At 66.3% G+C, this 21,157-nt stretch carries 17 protein-coding genes; 14 read left to right on the top strand and 3 right to left on the bottom strand.

Annotation, left to right across the window (positions count from 1 at the left end):
• The first annotated feature begins 9 nt into the window (after positions 1 to 9).
• The 8 genes from ACQCSW_RS14860 to ACQCSW_RS14825 all read left to right on the top strand — a co-directional run bounded on the left by ACQCSW_RS14860 (position 10) and on the right by ACQCSW_RS14825 (position 10,528).
• Positions 10 to 714 carry a hypothetical protein gene (locus tag ACQCSW_RS14860; RefSeq protein ID WP_426987062.1) on the top strand — a complete coding sequence of 235 codons (705 nt, stop codon included), beginning with the start codon at positions 10 to 12 and terminating at the stop codon, positions 712 to 714.
• Positions 711 to 5,156, top strand: a complete 4,446-nt coding sequence (locus tag ACQCSW_RS14855) for an FtsK/SpoIIIE domain-containing protein (RefSeq protein WP_426987060.1) — start codon at positions 711 to 713, stop codon at positions 5,154 to 5,156. The genes ACQCSW_RS14860 and ACQCSW_RS14855 overlap by 4 nt, the downstream gene beginning before the upstream one ends.
• Positions 5,157 to 5,278: 122 nt before the next feature.
• A complete protein-coding gene (locus ACQCSW_RS14850) occupies positions 5,279 to 5,839 on the top strand; it encodes a hypothetical protein (RefSeq protein ID WP_426987058.1) in 561 nt (186 codons plus the stop codon).
• Positions 5,840 to 6,100: 261 nt separating this feature from the next.
• Positions 6,101 to 6,364, top strand: a complete 264-nt coding sequence (locus tag ACQCSW_RS14845) for a WXG100 family type VII secretion target (protein WP_426987056.1) — start codon at positions 6,101 to 6,103, stop codon at positions 6,362 to 6,364.
• 129 nt (positions 6,365 to 6,493) lie between these two features.
• Positions 6,494 to 8,752, top strand: a complete 2,259-nt coding sequence (ligA, locus tag ACQCSW_RS14840; RefSeq protein WP_426987054.1) for an NAD-dependent DNA ligase LigA — start codon at positions 6,494 to 6,496, stop codon at positions 8,750 to 8,752.
• Positions 8,749 to 9,567 carry an inositol monophosphatase family protein gene (locus tag ACQCSW_RS14835; RefSeq protein ID WP_426987052.1) on the top strand — a complete coding sequence of 273 codons (819 nt, stop codon included), beginning with the start codon at positions 8,749 to 8,751 and terminating at the stop codon, positions 9,565 to 9,567. Before ligA ends, ACQCSW_RS14835 begins: the two co-directional genes overlap by 4 nt.
• A gap of 26 nt (positions 9,568 to 9,593) precedes the next feature.
• On the top strand, positions 9,594 to 10,106 hold the full coding sequence (locus ACQCSW_RS14830) for a GNAT family N-acetyltransferase (RefSeq protein ID WP_426987050.1): 513 nt from the start codon (positions 9,594 to 9,596) through the stop codon (positions 10,104 to 10,106).
• A 38-nt stretch (positions 10,107 to 10,144) separates the two neighbouring features.
• Positions 10,145 to 10,528: a RidA family protein gene (locus ACQCSW_RS14825; protein ID WP_426987048.1), complete on the top strand. Its 384-nt coding sequence runs from the start codon at positions 10,145 to 10,147 to the stop codon at positions 10,526 to 10,528.
• A gap of 114 nt (positions 10,529 to 10,642) precedes the next feature.
• On the opposite strand, the gene ACQCSW_RS14820 is transcribed toward ACQCSW_RS14825, so the two are convergent.
• A complete protein-coding gene (locus tag ACQCSW_RS14820; RefSeq protein ID WP_426987046.1) occupies positions 10,643 to 11,305 on the bottom strand; it encodes a response regulator in 663 nt (220 codons plus the stop codon).
• Positions 11,298 to 13,061, bottom strand: coding sequence for an ATP-binding protein (locus tag ACQCSW_RS14815; RefSeq protein WP_426987044.1), 1,764 nt, complete (start codon positions 13,059 to 13,061; stop codon positions 11,298 to 11,300). Before ACQCSW_RS14815 ends, ACQCSW_RS14820 begins: the two co-directional genes overlap by 8 nt.
• A 164-nt stretch (positions 13,062 to 13,225) precedes the next feature.
• Between ACQCSW_RS14815 and ACQCSW_RS14810 the strand changes: the two genes are divergently transcribed.
• The 5 genes from ACQCSW_RS14810 (at position 13,226) to ACQCSW_RS14790 (ending at position 19,049) form a co-directional block, all read left to right on the top strand.
• The gene (locus ACQCSW_RS14810; protein WP_426987042.1) at positions 13,226 to 14,713 is read left to right on the top strand and encodes a CitMHS family transporter; all 1,488 of its coding nucleotides are present in this window, start codon (positions 13,226 to 13,228) and stop codon (positions 14,711 to 14,713) included.
• Between the two features lie 145 nt (positions 14,714 to 14,858).
• The gene (gene gatC, locus ACQCSW_RS14805) at positions 14,859 to 15,155 is read left to right on the top strand and encodes an Asp-tRNA(Asn)/Glu-tRNA(Gln) amidotransferase subunit GatC (RefSeq protein ID WP_056348187.1); all 297 of its coding nucleotides are present in this window, start codon (positions 14,859 to 14,861) and stop codon (positions 15,153 to 15,155) included.
• A gap of 2 nt (positions 15,156 to 15,157) precedes the next feature.
• Positions 15,158 to 16,717 (top strand): Asp-tRNA(Asn)/Glu-tRNA(Gln) amidotransferase subunit GatA, encoded by a 1,560-nt coding sequence (gatA, locus tag ACQCSW_RS14800; protein ID WP_426987040.1) that lies wholly within the window; start codon positions 15,158 to 15,160, stop codon positions 16,715 to 16,717.
• On the top strand, positions 16,717 to 18,225 hold the full coding sequence (gene gatB, locus ACQCSW_RS14795; protein ID WP_426987038.1) for an Asp-tRNA(Asn)/Glu-tRNA(Gln) amidotransferase subunit GatB: 1,509 nt from the start codon (positions 16,717 to 16,719) through the stop codon (positions 18,223 to 18,225). Before gatA ends, gatB begins: the two co-directional genes overlap by 1 nt.
• 203 nt (positions 18,226 to 18,428) lie before the next feature.
• Positions 18,429 to 19,049 carry a hypothetical protein gene (locus ACQCSW_RS14790; protein ID WP_426987036.1) on the top strand — a complete coding sequence of 207 codons (621 nt, stop codon included), beginning with the start codon at positions 18,429 to 18,431 and terminating at the stop codon, positions 19,047 to 19,049.
• 6 nt (positions 19,050 to 19,055) lie between these two features.
• Here the strand turns inward: ACQCSW_RS14790 and ACQCSW_RS14785 are convergent, their stop codons facing one another.
• Positions 19,056 to 19,967, bottom strand: a complete 912-nt coding sequence (locus ACQCSW_RS14785) for a LysR family transcriptional regulator (RefSeq protein ID WP_426987034.1) — start codon at positions 19,965 to 19,967, stop codon at positions 19,056 to 19,058.
• Between the two features lie 135 nt (positions 19,968 to 20,102).
• Here ACQCSW_RS14785 and tdh point away from each other — a divergent pair, with 135 nt between their 5' ends.
• On the top strand, positions 20,103 to 21,149 hold the full coding sequence (gene tdh / locus ACQCSW_RS14780) for an L-threonine 3-dehydrogenase (protein ID WP_426987032.1): 1,047 nt from the start codon (positions 20,103 to 20,105) through the stop codon (positions 21,147 to 21,149).
• Positions 21,150 to 21,157: the final 8 nt, after the last annotated feature.

The following is a 21,157-nucleotide window of genomic DNA, read 5'->3' as shown; positions in this document are numbered from 1 at the left end:
GCACGGAAAATGGGGGATCTAGCAATAGATTTCTGTGGTGAATGGTACGAACCGTCCGATGAGGAAATCTTCAACATCGGCCGCGAAGGCGATCTTGAAGTGGACGACAACCCGTACCTTCACCGCCAGTTCCTGCAGGTGGCCCGCTACGACGGGATCTGGTGGCTAAGCAACGTGGGCGGGATGCTGTCCGCCACAGTCGCCGACGGTTCCGGCGGGATGCAGGCCTGGCTGTCGCCGGGTGCGCGCATCCCGCTGGTGTTCAGCCACACGAACGTCATTTTCACCGCCGGGCCCACCACGTATGAGTTCGCCGTCCACCTCAAGACGCCGTCCTTCCGCCAGGAATCACGCGAGGACGACAGCAACGGCGACACCACCATCGGCCCCGTGGTCTTCACCGACTCCCAGAGGGCCCTTATCGTGGCTCTGGCCGAACCCATGCTGCGGCGGGAAGGGACCGGATTCAGCGCCATCCCCTCCTCGGCTGCAGCGGCCAAGACCCTGGGCTGGGCACTGACCCGGTTCAACCGGAAGCTCGATAACGTCTGCGACAAACTTGACCGCGTGGGCGTGGTGGGCCTGCGTGGCGGCGGTGGGAAACTGGCCACCAACCGGCGCGCGAGGCTCGTCGAACACGCGGTCACTTCCCACCTGGTCACCCCCGATGATTTGCACTTACTGGAAAAGATGAGGGGCGTGGACGAAGGATGAGGATCCGGCTGACACTCCGCCGGGACCCGGCGGAAACCAAGGACCTGGCCGTCACCGTTGACGGCCTGGCCACAGTGGCGGACATCGCCACCCAGCTTTGGGCCGCCGACCCCGACCGGAAGGGCTCGCCGGCACCGGAGAACCTTTCGCTCCGCATCGACGAGGCCTTTGTGGGCGGCGGCATGCGCGGCACCGTCCTGACCCGCACGGACAACCTCCTGGAGTCGGGCCTGCGCCCGGGCTCCGTGGTGTCACTGACCGAGGTCAGCGAGCTATTCAACGCACCCGGCGCCAACCGCGGACCCGCCGCAGCCACCCTGCGGATCCTTTCCGGGCCCGACGTCGGCCAGGAATTTTCGCTGCCTTCCGGCACCAGCTACATCGGTCGGGACCGGGACGTGGACATCCGGCTCTCGGACCCACTGACCTCCAAGCGCCACGCCCGCATCACCGTGGGCGAGAGCGTGGAGATCGTGGATACGAACTCCGCCAACGGCCTCCTGATGGACGGCCTGCCGGTCACCCGGGCCACCCTGAACTCATCGGACACGGTGACACTGGGGGAGACCACCGTCACGGTGGTGCCGCTGGGCCGCAACCAGGCGGCAGCGCCGACGTCGCCCCTTGTAGATTTCAACCGCTCCCCGCGGGTGGTTCCCCGCTTTGAGGCGCCCAAGCGCGTGCCACCGGCCGGACCCAAACGTCCGGACCACCAGCCGTTCCCGTACATCATGCTGATGGCGCCGCTGCTGATGGGCGGCATTATGTTCGCGGTCACGCGGAACATACTGTCGGTGGTGTTCATGATGATGATGCCGCTGTTCATTGTGGGTCACTACGTGGACCACAAGATGCAGACCAGGCGCCAGCAGAAGGAACAGCTCAAACAGTTCCGGGAGTCCATGGCTGCGTTCCGGCAGGACATCACCGAACTGCAGCACGTGGAACGCGCGGTCCGCCTGCAGGAAGCGCCGTCGGTCAGCGACACCGTGGATTCCATCTACAAACTCGGTCCGCTGCTGTGGACCCACCGCCCGGAGCACACCGGCTTCCTGGGCCTGCGGTTCGGGCTCGGCACCGGTACATCACGCATCCTGTTCGAGGAACCCAACAGCAACGACACCGAAGCTGAATTCATGCGCGAGATCCAGGACTGCCTGAAGCAGTTCAGGGACATCGAGGGTGTCCCGGTGGTCTCCCAGCTGCGCACCGCCGGGTCCTTCGGCGTGGCTGGAGCCCGGGGCCTGGTGGACGACGTTGCCCGCGGCATGGTCCTGCAGTTTGTGGGGCTGCATTCGCCGGCGGAGGCCGTGGTGACAGCCATTACGTCGGCGCAGTCCCGGCAGCGCTGGGACTGGCTGCAGTGGCTGCCCCACGTGGGTTCAGGCCACAGCCCCCTCAACGGCGACCATCTGGCCGCCGGTTCAGCCAGCGGCTCCTCCCTCGTGGCCAGGCTCGAGGACCTGCTCGACGCGAGGGAAGCCATGGCCAAGCGCTCCGCCCCGGAACACCGGGGATCCGTGGACCCTGCCAAGGACGAGATCCCGGCTCCGGTGCTGCCGGCAGTCCTGGTCATCGTCGAGGACGACGCGCCGGTGGACCGGGGCAGGCTGACCCGCCTCGCCGAGCGCGGGCCGGATTCCGGCGTCCACGTGATGTGGGTGGCCACCGACATCCAGGCACTTCCGGCCGCCTGCCGGGACTTTATGGTGGTGGACGGCGAAAACGGTACCACCACCGGGCAGGTGCGGCTGGGACGGCACACGTACCCCGTGAGCTGCGAAAGCCTCGACGCCGAACTGGCCGCCCAGCTGGCCCGGATGCTGGCGCCCGTGGTGGATGTTGGCAAGCCTGTCAGCGACGACTCCGACCTGCCGCGTGCGGTGTCCTACGCCACCCTGATCGGCAAGGACTTCCTGGATAACCCGCAGGCCGTGGCGGAGCGCTGGGTCGAGAACAATTCCGTCCATGCCTCCGCGGTCCCCAACCGGAAGGACAACGGGACCCTCCGGGCGCTGGTGGGTTCCAAGGGCATCGAACCGCTTTACCTGGACCTGAAGAATGAGGGCCCGCACGCGCTGGTCGGTGGCACCACTGGAGCCGGTAAATCAGAGTTCCTGCAGTCCTGGGTCATGGGCATGGCTGCCGCGTACAGCCCCGACCGCGTGAGCTTCCTGTTTGTGGACTACAAGGGCGGGGCGGCGTTTGCCGATTGCCTCAGCCTGCCCCACACCGTGGGCCTGGTCACCGACCTGTCCCAGCACCTGGTCCGACGCGCCCTGACGTCCCTCCGTGCGGAGCTGCACTACCGCGAGCACCTGCTGAACCGCAAGAAGGCCAAGGACCTGTTGGGGCTCCAGCGCGAAGCCGACCCGGAGGCGCCGCCGTACCTCATCATCGTTGTGGACGAATTCGCGGCGCTGGCCACCGAGGTCCCCGAATTTGTGGACGGCGTAGTGGATGTTGCTGCCCGTGGCCGGTCCCTGGGCCTGCACCTGATCCTGGCCACGCAGCGTCCCGCCGGTGTCATCAAAGACAGCCTGCGCGCCAACACCAACCTGCGGGTTGCCTTGCGCATGGCGGACGAGGAGGATGCCACCGACATCCTTGGCGTGCCTGACGCGGCATACTTCGACCCGTCCATCCCGGGCCGCGGCGCTGCCAAGACCGGGCCAGGCCGTATCCAGGGGTTCCAGACCGGCTATGCGGGCGGCTGGACGACGGAAAAGCCCCAGCGTCCGCAGATCGACATTGTGGAGATGGCTTTCGGGTCAGGTCCCAGCTGGGAGGCGCCGGCCCCGGAGAAGCCCGTCAAGGAAGCTCCGGCCGGCCCCAACGACATCGCCAGGATGACCACTAACATTGTCAGGGCCGCGGAATCGCTGGCCATCCGGCCGCCGCGCAAACCGTGGCTGGATGAGCTGGCCAAGACGTACGACTTTTCCAAGCTCCCGAATCCCCGGACGGACGAACGGCTGCTGCTGGGCGTGGCGGATGATCCTGCCCGCCAGGAACAGCCCACGGTGTTCTACGAGCCGGACCAGGACGGCAACATGGCTATCTACGGTACTGGCGGCTCCGGAAAGTCCGCTGCCCTGCGCGGCATTGCGATTGCCGCCGCCGTCACGCCCCGCGGCGGGCCTGTGCACATCTACGGAATTGATTGCGGCTCGTCCGGACTGAAGATGCTCGAAGAGCTGCCGCACGTTGGCGAGATCATCAACGGTGACGACGTCGAACGCGTCGGCCGGTTGCTCCGCCTGCTTCGGGATATCGCCGACGAGAGGTCCGCGCGGTTCGCCGAGGTCAGGGCGTCCACCATCGTCGAATACCGGACGCTGGCCAGCCGCCCGGACGAGAAGCGGATCTTCGTGCTGCTGGACGGCATGTCGGCGTTCCGCGAGACGTACGAATTCAGCCGCCTGTCCGCGCTCTGGGATATCTTCCTGCAGCTGGCCACAGACGGACGTCCCCTCGGGATCCACCTTGTGGTCACCGGTGACCGGCCAAACTCCGTACCGGCGTCGTTACTGGCATCCATCCAGCGCAGGCTGGTGCTGCGGCTGACTTCGGAGGACGACTACATGTCCATGGACGTGGCCAAGGACGTCCTCACCAGCTCCTCACCGCCGGGGCGCGGCATGCTGGGCGGCTACGAGGTCCAGCTGGCTGTCCTGGGCGGCAACTCCAACCTGGCGCTGCAGGCCCGCGAAGTCCACAAGCTCAGCCAGGCGATGCTGCGCCAGGGCCTGGAATCGGCACCAAGAATCCAGCGGCTTCCCGAACAGGTGGATCTGGATGTGCTGCCTGCCGGCAGCCCGGACCTTCCCGTCATCGGCGTCGACGACGAAACTCTGCAGCCGGCCGAGATCATGGCCCAGGGACCGTTGCTGCTGGCGGGTCCGCCAGGGGCGGGCAGGACGGTGGCGCTGGTAACCCTGGCGTACGCGCTGCGCCGATCCAATCCGGACACGGAGCTGGTGTACATTGGCTCGCGACGGTCCGCAGTAGCGTCGCTGCCTCTCTGGAACCGTTCGGTGGTGGGTGCCGATGACCTGTCTGACATCATCGAGGACCTCACGGAGCACTCCTCCGGTAACCCGGGGAAGCTGGCGATCTTCATCGAAGGCCTGACCGAGTTCACGGATACCGTTGCGGAATCGGGCGTGTCGCAGCTCGTGACGGCGTCCATCAAGGCCGATCAGTGGGTCATCGGGGAATCGGAAACGTCAACCTGGTCCTCCGCCTGGTCCCTGGCCCAGCCCTTCAAATCCGGACGCCGGGGCCTGCTCATCAACCCGGGCGACATCGAAGGCGACAGCCTGCTCAACACGTCGCTGGGCCGGGTCAGCCCGGAGTTCATACCCGGCCGCGGCTACATCGTGGGACGCGGCAAGGCACGGAAACTGCAGATTGCCCTGCCGCCGGAAAACAGGGGCTGAGCCGTTGCCTTCCACGGGGCCGTAAACCTAATGGATTTGCGGGCCCGTGGCGCGTTGTAGGAGACTACCGGAAACACTGTTTCGCTGCGGAAGGGGTGCCGCGCGCTGTCGAAAAGGTAACCATGATCCGATCCTCATACGTGCTCCGCGACGTTTCAGCTGCTGCGGCCACGGCGGTGCTGGCGCTCCTGGTTGGCCTTTCCGCCGCGGCTCCGGCGCAGGCCGTAGAAGGCGAAACGTCATCGAGTAACTGCGGCCTGATCTGCCTGGATGACACGAGGGGACCGAAGGACACTCCGCCACCATCGCCGACGCAGACGTCGTCGGCCCCAGCGATCGAGCCCCCGGCGCCGCCGCCCGCGCCCGTCGCGCCAGCTCCGGCACCGGTTCCCACCCTCGCCCCGGAACCGAGCGTTTCGCCGGCTGGGCAGACACCGTCGGCCGTGCCCAGCACCACGATCCCCAGCCCGGCGTCGTCCGCAGCTCCATCCACGGAATCGAACTGGAACAAGCCCATCACCAAATCGGCCAAGCCCACGCAGGCCGCCGCTGTTTCCCGGAACGACGGCTCCGGCCTCTTTGGCGGCCCCGGACTGCTGGCCATCATGGCGGGTGTGCTGCTGGTGGCAGTCGCCGGACTGGCCTTCGCCTGGTGGAGCCGCAACCGCCTCGCCTCACACTGACCAGGATCCCATCTGGCCCCGCCTTCTCCAGCCCCGACCTTCCGTATTAGATAGCAGTAACTGTCGTTATAGGCCTGCATGACGACAGTTACTGCTACCTATATGGGTTCCGCGCCCATGGGGAAGGGGTGCATGGGCAGCGGTGCCCATCGACAGTGTTTTGGGGCCGGGATAGGTTCTGGGTAATGGATCTTCCGGATGAGCCGGGGGCCGCTGGGGATGCCGATCTGGATCGGATCCAAGACAACGAGGAGAAAACTGATGGCTATTTGGGGCGCAGATGTAGAACAGCTCAGGACTCTTGGCAGCAAGCTGCAGGCCGGTGCTGGCGAGATCGAGCAGCAGAGGTCCAACCTGTCCCGCGTCCTGGACGGCACCAACTGGGAAGGCCCGGACGCCACCCACTTCCGCGGCGAATGGTCAGGCACGCACACGGCGGCTTTGAACCAGGTCATCCAGGCTCTGAAGGATGCCGGCCAGAAGGCCACCAAGAACGCCAACGAGCAGGACCAGGCTTCACGCTAACCGCAGAAGCTCAAACGCGGGGGCCCGGACACAGCACAGTGTCCGGGCCCTCGCGGCGTTTAACGGCGGGGCGCAGCGGCGCATTGGGCGTTTGGGCACAATGTCGGGGCGGTAAGGCAAGATAGGTCTGTGAGCACAGCACCGGGCCCCGCAGAGGAAAAAGCAAATAGCACTGAGGAACTTACCGAGCCGGACGCCGTCCCCGCCGGGTCCGTGCGCGAAGAATACGAAAACCTGACGGATCTGGTCAGGAAGTACCGGTTTGCGTATTACCAGGAGGACGAACCCTTGGTCTCCGACGCCGAATTCGACGAATTGTTCCGGCGCCTGGAGGAGATCGAGGCGCTGCATCCGGAGCTGGTAGCCAATGATTCGCCCACGCAGGAAGTTGGCGGGGAAGTCTCCGCCGCGTTTGCCGCCGTCGAACATCTCCAGCGTATGTACAGCCTCGAAGACGTCTTTTCCCTGGAGGAGCTGGAGGCCTGGATCACCAAAGCCGAGGCCGGCGTCAGCAAGCTGGGGGACACCGCCCGGCTGGCGTGGCTCACGGAACTAAAAATTGACGGCCTCGCGGTCAACCTGTTGTACCGCCATGGGAAACTGGTCCGGGCGGCCACCAGGGGTGACGGAACCACGGGTGAAGACATCACCCACAACGTCCTGACGATCAAGGAAATCCCGACGGAACTGACGGGCACCGGCTTTCCCGCAGAGGTTGAAATCCGCGGTGAGGTCTTTATCCCGTCCAAGGCCTTCGCGGAATTTAATGAGGCACTGATCGAAGCCGGCAAGGCGCCGCTGGCCAACCCCAGGAATGCCGCCGCTGGTTCCATCCGGCAGAAGGATCCTGCGGAAACTGCCAAGCGTCCGTTGCGGATGTTTGTCCACGGAATTGGTGCGCGCGAAGGCCTGGATACCCTGAGCCAGTCCCAGACCTACGCCGTGCTGGAACAGTGGGGACTCCCCGTCAGCCCGTACTTCGAGGTCCTGGGGGGCCTGCCCGAGATCCTTGCCTTCATCAGGCGCTACGGCGAGCAACGGCACAACCTCATGCACGAAATCGACGGCATTGTGGTCAAAGTGGACGATCTCGCCACCCAGCGTGCCCTGGGGTACACCACCCGGGTGCCGCGGTGGGCCGTGGCGTACAAGTACCCGCCGGAAGAAGTCCACACGAAACTGCTCGACATTGCAGTCAACGTCGGGCGCACCGGACGCGTAACCCCGTTCGGCATCATGACGCCTGTCAAGGTGGCCGGGTCCACCGTGGAGATGGCCACGCTACACAACCAGGACGTCGTCAAGGCCAAGGGTGTGAAGATCGGCGACATCGTTGTCCTGCGGAAGGCCGGGGATGTCATTCCGGAAATTGTGGGGCCGGTGCTCGCCCTGCGCGACCAGCAGAAACCGCCGGTGTGGGACTTCGTTATGCCCACTGAATGCCCTGCCTGCGGCACACTGCTGGCACCGGCCAAGGAAGGGGACGTGGACATCCGCTGTCCCAACGCCCGCTCCTGCCCGGCGCAGCTTCGGGAGCGCGTCTTTCACCTGGCCGGGCGCGGCGGATTCGATATCGAGGCCCTGGGCTGGGAGGCAGCCATCGCTCTGACCCAGCCTGCCGAGCCGGAGGTGGCGCCGCTGGTCTCTGAGGCGGCACTGTTCGATCTCACGCCCCAGGACTTGGCAGACGTCCGGATCCGGCGCGAAAAGCGTTCCAAAGGCGTGGCAACCGGCGAGTTCGAGCTGGTCCCGTATTTCTACAGCAAAGGCACCGCAAAGTCCCCGTCGAAGCCCACCGCCACCACGGACAAACTGTTCAAGGAGCTCGAAAAAGCCAAGACCCAGCCGCTATGGCGCGTGCTCGTTGCCTTGTCCATCCGGCATGTTGGTCCACGCGCCTCACGCGCCCTGGCCACCGCGTTCGGCACCATGGACGGCATCCGGAACGCCTCCGAGGAAGACCTGGCCCATGTGGATGGCGTCGGCCCCACCATCGCCGCTGCGCTGAAGGAATGGTTCGCCGAGGACTGGCACGTGGAAATCATTGACCGCTGGGCTGCGGCCGGAGTCCGCATGGAAGACGAGCGCGACCAATCCATGCCGCGGACCCTGGAAGGGTTGACCATTGTGGTTACCGGCTCGCTGCCGAACTTCAGCCGGGACGAGGCGAAGGAATCCATCCTCATCAGGGGCGGCAAAGCGGCCGGTTCGGTCTCCAAAAACACCAGCTACGTCATCGCCGGCGAAAACGCAGGCACCAAACTGGACAAAGCCGAGCAGCTCGGAGTTCCCGTTCTGGACGAGGACGGCTTCCGTGAGCTTCTTGCGAACGGCCCAGCTGCCGGTCCAGAAGCGACGTCCACAGACCCAGAAGAGGCTGCCGAATGAGCCATCCGGACCTCAACACCGAACTGCTTGCGGTGGCCAGGCAAGCAGCCGCCGCCGGCGCCGCCGTGCTGGCTTCCCGCAATGGCGAGGCCCTGGACATCAGCAACAAAGGCGACGCCGGCGACTGGGTCACGGCCTTTGATGTCGCCGCGGAGAATGCGGTTCGGGATGCCATCACGGCCGCCCGGCCACAGGACACCATCACGGGGGAGGAGCACGGCACCACCCGGCCCGCTGCCCCCAGCGGCTACCGCTGGTCCATCGACCCGCTGGACGGTACCACCAACTTCATCCGGAACATCGTCTACTACGCCACCTCCGTGGCCGTGGCGGATTCCGACGGCGTCTGGCTGGCCGGCGTCGTCAACGCCCCGGCGCTGGGCCGGGTCTACTACGCTGCCCGCGGCCAGGGTGCGTGGCTGGAAGAAGGCGGCCGGGTGACCCAGCTCCAGGGCCCGGTGCCGGACCGCGCCGGGCAGATCCTCGCCACCGGCTTCAGTTACGACCCCGCCGTCCGCGCCGAGCAGGCAGCACTGCTGGGCAGTCTGATGGACGGATTCGCCGACGTCCGGCGGCTGGGCTCCGCAGCGCTGGACCTCTGCATGGTGGCTGACGGGACCCACGACGCCTACGGCGAACGCGGGCTCAACGAACATGACTTCTCCGCCGGTGCGCTGATTGCCGAGGAAGCCGGGTGCTGGGTCCGGCGTCCCCGGATGGCCAGTCCGCTGGACGGCGGACCCGCCGACGAGGACAGGCTCGCCGCCTGGACCTGCGCCGGGACCTTGGCGCTGTCAGGCAAGTTTCCGCTGTGACGCCGTTGCGCCACTAGCATTGTCAGGTGCAATCGCAAATAACCATCCGACCGGCCGTTGAGGCAGACTTCCAGGCCATCGCCAGGATCACCGTGGACTCGTACCTGGCAGCAGGCTACTTCGACAGCGCCGACCATCCCTATATGCAGCAGATCCAGGATGTTGCCGCCCGTGCGGCGAAGGCCACCATCTGGGTTGCCGAGCGTGACCGGCAGGTGGTGGGTTCCGTGACGCTGGCACTAGCGGGTGAACCGTTCGCCGACATCGCCCTCCCGGATGAGCTGGAGTTCCGGATGCTGGTGGTGGATCCGGCGGTGCAGCGCAGCGGCGCGGGCAAGGCCATGGTGGACGCCATCATTGAGCATGCGAAATCGCTTGCGGGGATCACCGGCGTGGCCCTCACCACCGGGGGGACCTGGGAGAGCGCCCACGGCCTCTACCGGAAGACAGGCTTCAAGCGCGTCCCCGAGCGTGACTGGCTGATTCCGGGCACCGACATAAAGCTGCTGGTTTACCGGCTTGACGTCCAGCCAACCTAAAGTGGTGCCGACTCATTTTCGGCACTGAAAGGCCCAGCATGCGCAAAACATTCGGCACCGGCTCCGTCTGGGAGCAGACCCTCGGCTACTCCCGCGCCGTCCAGGTGGACAACACGCTCTACATCTCCGCCACGGCCGCCAGCGGCGAAGACGGCATAGTGGGCGAGGACTTCTACACGCAGAGCCAGTACATCCTGCAGAAGCTCGGGGTGGTCCTGGCCGATGCCGGCTTCAGCTTCGAAGACGTGGTCCAGTCCAAGCTGTACCTGACGGACATCAGCAAATGGGAAGAGGCCGGCCGCGCCCACGGCGAAGTCTTCGGCGAGATCCGCCCCACGCTGTCACTCGTGCACGTCCTGCCGTTCCTTGACCCGAAGATGCTCGTCGAAATCGAGCTTGTGGCCCAGAAGAGCGCCAGCTAGGCACGCTCCCTCCCGCCTCCGCTCCGCGAACTGGCAGAAGATACCCTCAGATCCGCATTTTGAGAGTATTAGCTGCCAGTTCGCGCATGGGTGCTGGCATGGGTGGGGGCGGAATTACCGGGCCGGGAGGCTGTAGCGGTGTTCCGGGCGTCCGGTGGTCCCGTAGCGCAGTTGGATGTCGACGGCGCCGTCGTCGGCCAGCGAGGACAGGTACCTCTGCGCCGTGGCCCGGGAAACCCCCACGCGGGTGGCCACTTCCACCGCCGAATACTGCTCGCCGGCGACCAGCGATTCCAGCACCGCGGCCTCGGTGGCCGAGCGGGGCTTGGCCGACGGCGCCACGTCCCCGGGGATCAGCGCCCGCTTGGCCCGCTCCACGGAGCCCTGGTCCAGGGCTCCGGGCTGGCCCAGCAGCCTGCGGTACCGGGCATACGAACGCAGCTGCTGCGACAGCGACTCGGCAGTAAAGGGCTTCAACAGGTACCCGAGGGCGCCGCGGCGGAACGCTTTCCGCAGCGACTCGGCGTCCGATGCGGCACTGAGGATCATGGTGTCTACGTCGAGTTGCTGCAGCAGGTCAAGCCCTGATGCGTCCGGCAGATAGACATCCAGCAGCACCAGGTCGGGGCGGAGGCTGTGGATCGCCTGCAGGGCCAGGGACGCCGACCCCACCGGCGCCAGCGCAAGAAATCCCGCCACCGAATCCACATAGGCGGCGTGCAGCTTGGCCACGTGGAAATCGTCATCCACAATCAGCACCCTGAAATCCTCAGGCATTATTGTCCTTTCCAGCCAAATCCGTGGTCCCCGCAGTTGTCCCGGCCGTTGTGCGTGGCAGGGAAGCCATAAACACGGCCCCGGGTCCGCCCGGTGTCCCCGGCTCCAGCAAGCGGACGTCCCCGCCGCGGCGCCGGGCCAGCTTCCGGGCCAGGGCAAGACCCAGCCCCTGCCCGCCACTGGTCCGTCCGCCGGCAGCAGCCGGAGCCGCCATTCCTGGGCCACCCGCCGTCGTAAATCCTTCTGCAAAGACCACTTCGGGATCCGTCCCGGGGGCGAGCCCGTCGCCGGAATCGGCGACGACGATGTGCAGCGTCCCGCCGTCGTCGTGCGGTTCATCCAGCACCTCCAGCTCCACCCAGCGGTCCGGGGAGGAGCCGGCGACGGCGGCGTTGACCGCGTTGTCGATCAGGTTGCCCAGCACGGTGGTCACGTCCTGCGGCTCGATGACCTGGCCGCGGACCAAGGTTTCGGGCCCGATCCGCAGCGTGACGCCGCGCTCATCGGCCTCCACGCCCTTGGCACCCACAAAGGCCTGGAGGTACGGGTCCTGCAACAGCTCCGCCTGGTCCACCGGGAACTTCAGCGGCCCCGTGGCGGCCAGTCCGGCCAGGTAATCGCGGGCCTGCTGGTGCTGCCCGATGCTCATCAGGCCGGCGATGGTGTGCAGCTGGTTGGCGAATTCGTGGCGCTGGGCGCGCAGGGCCGTTGACATGGTGCCCACGGCGTCGAGCTGCCGGGTGAGGTGCTGGAGTTCCGTGCGGTCCCGGAGCATCACCACCCAGCCCAGGTCCTCGCTTCGATGCAGGGCCTTGCGCGCGCTGGCCACCAGGACACTGCCGCCGGCTACCAGCTCAATCGCGTCCGCCTCCACCGCGTCCGGCCGGGTCAGCGCCTTGAGTTGCCCGGGCACCGGAGCGTCGGCCCATGGCGTCCCGGAAAGGTCCGGCTGCTCCAGAAGCCGCTGCGCCGCTGCGTTGAACACGCTGATCCTGCCGTCGGCCGAAACGCCGATGACGCCGTCGTCCACGCCCTGCAAAACGGCCACCTGGTCGTGCACCAGAGTGCTGATTTCCTCGGGCTCCAGCCCCAGTGTCAGCCGCTGGAGCCGCCGCCGCAGCAGGAACGAGGCCAGCACGCCTGCCAGCAGCGCACCCGCGGCGGTCAACCCCACGGGCCCGACGTCACGCGCAACGCTTTGGCCCACGCTCTCCATGGAGTAGCCCACGCTGACCTCGCCCACGACGGTGCCCGCGCTGGTGCCCGTGCCCGGGCCGGGCGCGTAAACAGGCACCTTGGCGCCGGCAGACGGGCCCAGTGTCCCGGTGTTCCTGGTGGTGACCTCCTGGCCGGCGAGGGCCTCGGACGGATCGGTGCTGACCTTCTCGCCCAGCCGGTCCGGGTCCGGGTGTGCCAGGCGCAGGCCGGTCTCGTCGGTGATCACCACAAACAGTGCCCCGGTCCGGGTCCGGACCGCCTCGGCGGCAGCCATCAGCGGTCCGGCGCGGAGTACGGCGGGCGGGGGAGTGCCCACGCCCTCGCTGATGGCCAGGACATTGGCCTGCACTGCAGGATCCGCGGCGACAGCGCGGGCCAGCGTCAGGGCCTGGTTTTCCGCCTCGCGGCCCACGCGATCGTACGTCAGCCAGGCGTGGACGGCGGCGCTGAGGAGCACCACCAGCAGGACCACGCCCAGCTGAAGGAGGAGCGTCTGCGTGGAGAACCGCAACGGCTGTGTGCGTGCCGAACGCGGCATGGTCTCCCCTTCTTCTGGCGTGGGTGTGAGCACAACGCGCAAAATGCTCCGAATAAGCAGTATGCCAATCAATTGAGCCAAAGGCACTGCCGTGACGTCCGCCACCCTAATGTCTGTAGCACGCGTCACACTGCGGTGGCGTTGTTCACATGAAGGAGCCGGCCGTGCTGGTATTACTTGGATTCGCAATGATCGCGGTGTTCATGGTGCTGATCATGACGAAGAAGTTGACGCCAGTACTGGCGCTGATCATCGTCCCCACCGTTTTTGGCCTGTTCGCAGGTGCCGGACTGGGTATCGGGGACATGGTCCTGGAGTCAATGAAGTCCATGACGTCCACGGCGGCCCTCCTGATGTTCGCCATCATCTACTTCGGCCTGATGATCGACGTCGGGCTGTTTGACCCGCTGGTGAAGTTCATCCTCCGCAAGCTCGGCAATGACCCCGCCAAGGTGGTGCTCGGCACCGCGATCCTGGCGGCCGCGGTCTCCCTGGACGGCGACGGCTCCACCACCTTCATCCTCACCACCGCCGCCATGCTCCCGGTCTACCTTCGCCTGAAAATGAGCCCCGTGGTCCTCACCTGCGTGGCCGGCCTGGCCAACGGCACCATGAACATCCTGCCGTGGGGCGGCCCCACTGCCCGCGCCGCCACCGCGCTGCACCTGGACGTCAACGACGTTTTTGTCCCCATGATCCCGTCCCTCATCGCCGGCCTTGTAGTGGTCTTCGGCTTCGCCTGGCTGCTGGGCCTTCAGGAACGCAACCGCCTCCGCGCCACCGCACCGGAAATCTGGGGCCTCCCCGATACCGCTGAAAAGTTCGACGGCGGCACTTCCGACGGCGGCACGGCCGCTTCCTCCGCCGGTACCGGCCGCAAGGGGTCACGTACCCCCGGAACCGGAAGTCCCGCCGTCGGCGGCTACTCCCCGGAAGGCTCGTCAGTAGCTGTCCTGGAACGCACCGAAGCACTGGTGGAAGACCAGGACGGCGGGCTGGCCGACACCGCCCTGGACCCCAACCGCTCCACGCTCCGCCCCAAGCTGCTCTGGTTCAACCTGGGCCTGACCATTGCCGTGATGGTGATGCTCGTGGCCGACCTCGTGCCCCTGCCGTTCGTGTTCATGGTCGGTTCCGCCATTGCCCTGGTGGTGAACTTCCCCAAGGTCAAGGAGCAGGGCGCGCAGCTGATCGCCCACGCCCCGTCCATCGTGGCCGTGGTGAGCATGGTGATGGCTGCTGCCGTGCTGACCGGTGTCCTCAAGGGCACCGGAATGGTGGAGGCCATGTCCGCGTGGCTGGTCCAGATCATCCCCTCCGACATGGGGCCGTTCATGGCCGTCATCACCGGCGTGCTCAGCATCCCCATGACGTTCTTCATGAGCAACGACGCCTTCTACTTCGGTGTACTCCCCGTCCTCAGCGAGACCGCCGGGCACTACGGAATCAGCGCCGCCGAAATGGCACGCGCCTCCATCACCGGTCAGCCCTTCCACCTGCAGAGCCCGCTGGTTCCGGCCATCCTGCTCCTGGTCTCGCTGGCCAAGGTGGACCTCGGCGACCACCACAAAAAGGTCCTGTGGCGCACGGCGGTAATTTCCCTCGTAATGCTTGGTGTGGGAATGCTGACTGGAGCCATCGGTATCGGTTAGTCTTGAGCTGCTTGTGGCTGGCCCTCGTGGCCGGGACCGCGGCACTGACGTGCCCGTCTGACACCCGCTGGGGGTTGTCAGACGGGCACTGACGTTTCCCCACTAGACTGGTTCGGAAAACAATCCGAACTTGCAGGGGAGATCCATGGCTGCGATCAACCGTGACGACGTTGCGCATCTCGCGCAGCTCGCTCACATCGAGATGAGTGCTGAAGAGCTGGACAGGATGGCCGGCGAACTCGCCGTCATCGTTGATTCAGTGAAGTCCGTGAGTGAAGCCGCCGGTGACGACGTCCCGGCAACCTCCCATCCGATCCCGCTGACCAATGTGTTCCGCGAGGATGTTGTGGGCCACACCTTCACCGCGGAGCAGGCACTCTCGGGAGCTCCGGATTCCGATGAGAACCGTTTCAAGGTCCCGGCAATCCTGGATGAGGCATAACCATGACTGACACCAACGAACTCATCCGCCTGTCCGCCGCGCAGCTGGCCGGCATGCTGGCCGCCGGCGAGGTCACCTCCGTCGAGGTCACGCAGGCTTACCTGGACCGGATCGCCGCTGTCGACGGCGGCGAACGCGGCGTGAACGCGTTCCTGCACGTCAACACCGAGGAAGCGCTCGCGGTGGCCGCCGAGGTGGACGCCATCCGTGCCGCCGGCGGTGCCGCGGCCGAGGAACTGCACGAACTCGCGGGCGTGCCGATCGCGGTCAAGGACCTCATCGTCACCATCGGCCAGCCCACGACGGCAGGCTCCAAGATCCTCGAGGGCTGGCACAGCCCCTACGACGCCACGGTGGTCAAGCGCCTCCGTGCCGCCAAAATGCCTATCCTGGGCAAGACCAACCTGGACGAATTCGCCATGGGTTCCTCCACCGAGCACTCCGCGTACGGCCCCACCCGCAACCCGTGGGACCTGGACCGGATCCCCGGCGGTTCCGGCGGCGGTTCGGCTGCGGCCGTTGCTGCTTTCGAGGCCCCGCTGGCCCTCGGCACGGACACCGGCGGATCCATCCGCCAGCCCGGCGCCGTCACCGGCACTGTGGGAGTCAAGCCCACCTACGGCGGTGTTTCCCGTTACGGTGCCATCGCCATGGCTTCCTCGCTGGACCAGATCGGCCCGGTTTCCCGAACCGTCCTGGACTCGGCGCTGCTGCACCAGGTCATCGGCGGGCATGATCCCTTTGACTCCACGTCCCTGCCCGACCCCCTGGAAGACCTCGTCGCCGCTGCCCGCGTGGGCAACGTCGACGGCATGCGGATCGGCATCATCAAGGAACTCCACGGCGAGGGGTACCAGGCCGGCGTCGAGAACCGCTTCAACGAATCCCTGGAGCTCCTCAAGCAGGCCGGTGCGGAAATCGTTGAGGTGTCCTGCCCCAACTTCCAGTACGCCCTCGGTGCCTACTATCTGATCATGCCGTCGGAGGCCTCCTCCAACCTGGCAAAGTTCGACGGCGTCCGGTACGGCCTGCGGGTCCTCCCCGAGGACGGACCTATGACGATCGAACGCGTCATGGGTGCCACCCGCGCCGCCGGCTTCGGCGACGAGGTCAAGCGCCGCATCATCCTGGGTACCTACGCCCTGAGCGCCGGCTACTACGACGCCTACTACGGTTCGGCCCAGAAGGTGCGCACCCTGGTCCAGCGTGACTTCGAGGCCGCGTTCGCGCAGGCCGACGTCCTGATCTCTCCCACGGCGCCCACCACGGCGTTCAAGCTCGGGGAGAAACTGAATGATCCGCTGGCGATGTACCTCAACGACGTTGCCACCATCCCCGCAAACCTGGCAGGAGTGCCCGGGCTGACCCTGCCCGGTGGCCTGGCTGACGAAGACGGCCTTCCCGTCGGCATCCAGCTGCTGGCTCCGGCCCGCGAGGATGCCCGGCTCTACCGGGTAGGTGCTGTCCTGGAATCCCTGCTTGAGGCACAGTGGGGCGGCCCGCTCCTGGACCGTGCGCCGTCGTTGGTCGAGACCCTTGTTGAAGCCAAGGAGGCAAAATAATGAGCACTGACGCAACCCTGAGCTTCGAAGAGGCCATGGAGAAGTACGATCCCGTCCTGGGATTCGAGGTCCATGTGGAACTCAACACCAAAACCAAGATGTTCTCCTCGGCACCGAACGTCTTCGGCGACGAGCCGAACACCAACGTCAACGAGGTGGACCTGGGCATGCCCGGCGTGCTGCCCGTGGTCAACAGGATCGCGATCGAGTCCTCGATCAAGATCGGTCTTGCCCTGAACTGCAAGATCGCCGAATCCTGCACGTTCGCCCGGAAGCAGTACTTCTATCCGGACACTCCCAAAAACTTCCAGACGTCACAGTACGAGGACCCGATCGCCTACGACGGCTATCTGGACATCGAGCTCTCGGACGGGACCATCTTCCGCGTGGAGATCGAGCGCGCCCACATGGAAGAGGACGCCGGCAAGCTGACCCACATGGGCGGGGCGTCAGGCCGCATCCAGGGTGCCGACTTCTCGCTGGTGGACTACAACCGCTCCGGCGTTCCGCTGGTGGAGATTGTCACCAAGCCCATCGAGGGTGCAGGTTCCCGCGCCCCGGAGCTGGCCAAGGCCTACGTGGCCGCCGTCCGGGAGATCGTCAAGAACCTTGGTGTCTCGGACGCGAAGATGGAACGCGGCAACGTGCGCTGCGACGCGAACGTGTCGCTGCGCCCGCACGGCCGCGAACGCTTCGGCATCCGTTCCGAAACGAAGAACGTCAACTCGCTGCGCGCCGTTGAACACGCCGTCCGCTACGAGATCCAGCGGCACGCAGCCGTCCTGGACGCCGGCAACCCGGTCATCCAGGAAACGCGCCACTGGCACGAGGACACGCGCACCACCACCTCGGGCCGTCCCAAGTCGGACGCCGATGACTACCGCTACTTCCCGGAGCCGGATCTGGTTCCGATCGTTGCGTCGCGCGAATGGGTGGAGGAGCTCCGCGCCACGCTGCCCGAGCCGCCGGCGGCCCGCCGCAAGCGGCTGCAGGCTGACTGGGGCTACTCGGACCTGGAATTCCGCGACGTCGTCAACGCCGGCGTTATGGATGAGATCGAAGAGACTATCGCCGCAGGTGCCTCTGCCTCTGTCGCCCGTAAGTGGTGGATGGGCGAGATCGTTGGCCGTGCCAAGAACGCCGACGTCGATCCCGGCCAGCTGGGCGTCCAGCCCGCCACTATCGTGGAGCTGAACCAGCTGGTGGAGGACGGCAAGATCAACAACAAGATGGCCACCGAGGTCCTGGACGGCGTGCTCGCCGGCGAAGGCACCCCGGCGGAGATCGTGGAGAAGCGCGGCCTCGCCGTGGTGTCTGACGACGGCCCTCTCATGGAAGCCATCGACGCCGCACTCGATGCACAGCCCGACGTCGCGGACAAGATCCGCGGCGGCAAGGTCCAGGCGATTGGCGCGATCGTCGGCGGCGTTATGAAGGCCACCCGCGGGCAGGCCGACGCCGGCCGCGTCCGCGAGCTTATCCTGGCGAAGCTCGGCGTCGAGGGCTGAGTCGCAGGCTAAGCCACCTGTTTTAACCCAACTGGGTTGCAGTTAATGTTGTTATAAGCGCTCATAACGACACGTACTGCGACCCAGTTTGGCTTTAAGTACTCACTTCCCGCCGCAAACTACGCGTGTTCAGCGGGGCTTGCCGGATCTAGACTGAAGATCCAGGGCGCCGGAGCCCTGCCGGTGCCGTGGGAGGAATGGCCATGTCGGTCCAAGAACCGTTGAGATTCCGCAAAGTCCTGCTGGCCTGGGTTGTGGCGCTGGCGCTGACGGGCACGGGTGTCGCCATCGCCTGGTCCGCCACAGACACGCCGTCCCCGTCGCCGTCCGCCTCCGCGCCGGGGAAGTCGGACAAGGCCACGGGCCAGGAGAAACCGGCCAAGGCCCAGCGCCCGCAGCACCTGCACAGTGAAAGCGTGGTGAAGAAGGCGGACGGGACGTTCGAAACCGTGCTGACCCAGCAGGGCACCGTGGACGCCGTCAGCGAAACCTCGGTCACCGTCAAGAGTGAGGACGGCTTCACCCAGACCTACGCCGTCAACGCGGAGACCAGGATCATTAAGTTCCCTGCCCCGGCCGCGGACGGTTCGCCGGCAGCGGGCGACGACGGCAAACGGCTGAAGCGGTCAGAGGTCGCCATCGCGGAAATCGCCACGGGCGAGGCCGTTAGGGTCTCTGGCGTAAAGAGCGGCAACAACGCCACCGCCCGGCAGATCGTGGAAGGCGCCGGCCCGGGTCCGGGCCTTGGCCTCGGGAAGGGCCTGGGGAAGGGACACTGCCACGGGCTGGGCAAGGGCCACGCCAAGGGGTTTTCCCCCAAGTAGCCCCACCTAGCCCTGTTCCACCAGCCCGGTCATGATCGCTTGCAGTGCCTCGCACACAATCATCACCGAGCGGCGCTTCAGGTTCTCCGGGCGGGCCAGGATGTCGATCCGCCGCCGGGTGCTGATGCCCTCGAGGGGCCGCAGCACAATGCCCGGGTTGAGCACGGGCCGCGCCGTATGCCGCGGCAGCAGGCCCACCACCCCGCCCGCCGCGACCAGCGCGGCCACGGTGGAGTAGTCGTTGATCCGGTGGACGATGTTCAGTTCCTTGCTGGAGACGGCCGCGACGGCGGAGAGCACGTCCGCGGGGGAGTAGCCGGTGTGGCTGGTCACCCACGGTTCGCCCACTACGTCGGCGGCGGTGACCGTGTCCCGGTCCGCCAGGGGATGTCCGGCGGGCAAGGCAACATCCAGCGGTTCATGCGCCAGCGGAATGACCGCCACACGCTCCTCCGGCCAGCGCGGGCTATGGTCCATCCGGTGCGCCAGCACCAGGTCGTACCGCGCCGTCAGCGCCGGGAAGTCCTGCTGCGCCACATCCTCGTCGGAAAGCTGGATCCGCGGCTGGCCGGGCGCGTCCAGCAGGCGCGCAAGCGGCGCGAACAGTGCCTGCCCCGCGCTGTGGAAGCCGCTGATGGTCACGGGGCCAACGGGCGAGCCGTGGTAGGCGCCGATCGCCGTCCGGGCGTCCGCCATGGCACTGACGACGGCGGCTCCTGCGTCGGCGAGCACCTGGCCGGCCTCGGTCAGCACCAGGTTGCGGCCCTCTTTCCGGGTTAGCGGAACGTCAACGTTACGCTGCAGCAGTGCCAGTTGCTGGGACACTGCTGAGGGCGTGACCATCAGCGTCTCCGCCACCGCCTTCACGCTGCCCAGGGCCCCCAGTTCGCGGAGGATTTCCAGCTGATGAATTTCCATCCGTCCAGTCTATGCATTAGCGATCACTTCATCGTCGATTGAGTGAATACTGCTTGTGCTAATGCTTCGAAATCGCTCTAATGAAGGGAGACCACACCCGCAGGCCGCGGGTCGCTGCCAACAGTCAGGAAGCCAATGAAGGCACTCTACAAGTCCGGTGCACACGCCGGGTTCGAGCTGGTTGACCGGCCCGAGCCCGAGGCTGGCCCCAGCGACGTCAAGATCCGGGTCATGACCACCGGGATCTGCGGCACGGATCTGCACATCCAGTCCTGGGACGCCTGGGCGCAGAGCATGATCGAGGCACCACTCATCGCCGGCCATGAGTTTTACGGTGAAGTAGTGGAAATCGGCGCCGGCGTCCGCGACGTCAAAGTGGGGGACCGGGTGTCCGGCGAGGGCCACGTGGTCTGCGGGATCTGCCGGAACTGCCGCGCAGGCCGCCGCCAGATGTGCATCAACACCGTCAGCGTCGGAGTGCAGCGGGACGGCGCCTTCGCCGAGTACGTGGTCATCCCGGAGACCAACGTCTGGGTCCACCACGATCCATCCATCACCCCGGAACTCGGCGCGATTTTCGATCCGTTCGGCAACGCCGTGCACACGGCCCTCAGTTTTCCGCTGGTGGGCGAGGACGTGCTGATCACCGGGGCCGGTCCCATCGGGCTGATGGCCATCGCGGTGGCCCGCCACGCCGGGGCACGCAAGATCGCCATCACCGATGTCTCCAAGCCACGGCTCGAGCTGGCATGCCAGCTCGGCGTGGACCTCGCCATCGACGTCTCCACCACGCGCGTCAAGGATGCGCAGCGTGAACTCGGCATGCGGGAGGGCTTCGACATCGGGATGGAAATGTCCGGCCACCCCACGGCCCTGCCTGAGATGATCGAGAACATGAACCACGGCGGCCGCATTGCCATGCTCGGCCTGCCCAGCCAGGACATCACCATCGACTGGGGCAAAGTGGTCACGCACATGCTGACCCTGAAGGGCATCTACGGCCGGGAAATGTATGAGACCTGGTACGCCATGAGCGCCATGCTCTCCTCCAACCCCGTGCTGCACGCCGGCATCTCAGCGGTGGTGACGGACAAGCTTCCCGCCGCAGAGTGGGAAAAAGGCTTCCAGACCGCCCGCGCCGGCGTCGGCGGAAAAGTTGTCCTCGACTGGACCGAACTCTAAGGAGCATC

This window comes from Pseudarthrobacter sp. Y6 (assembly GCF_050156205.1).
Lineage (GTDB): Bacteria > Actinomycetota > Actinomycetes > Actinomycetales > Micrococcaceae > Arthrobacter.
The sequence above is the reverse complement of the archived record's forward strand: the minus strand, read 5'-3'. Positions and strand labels throughout refer to the sequence as shown.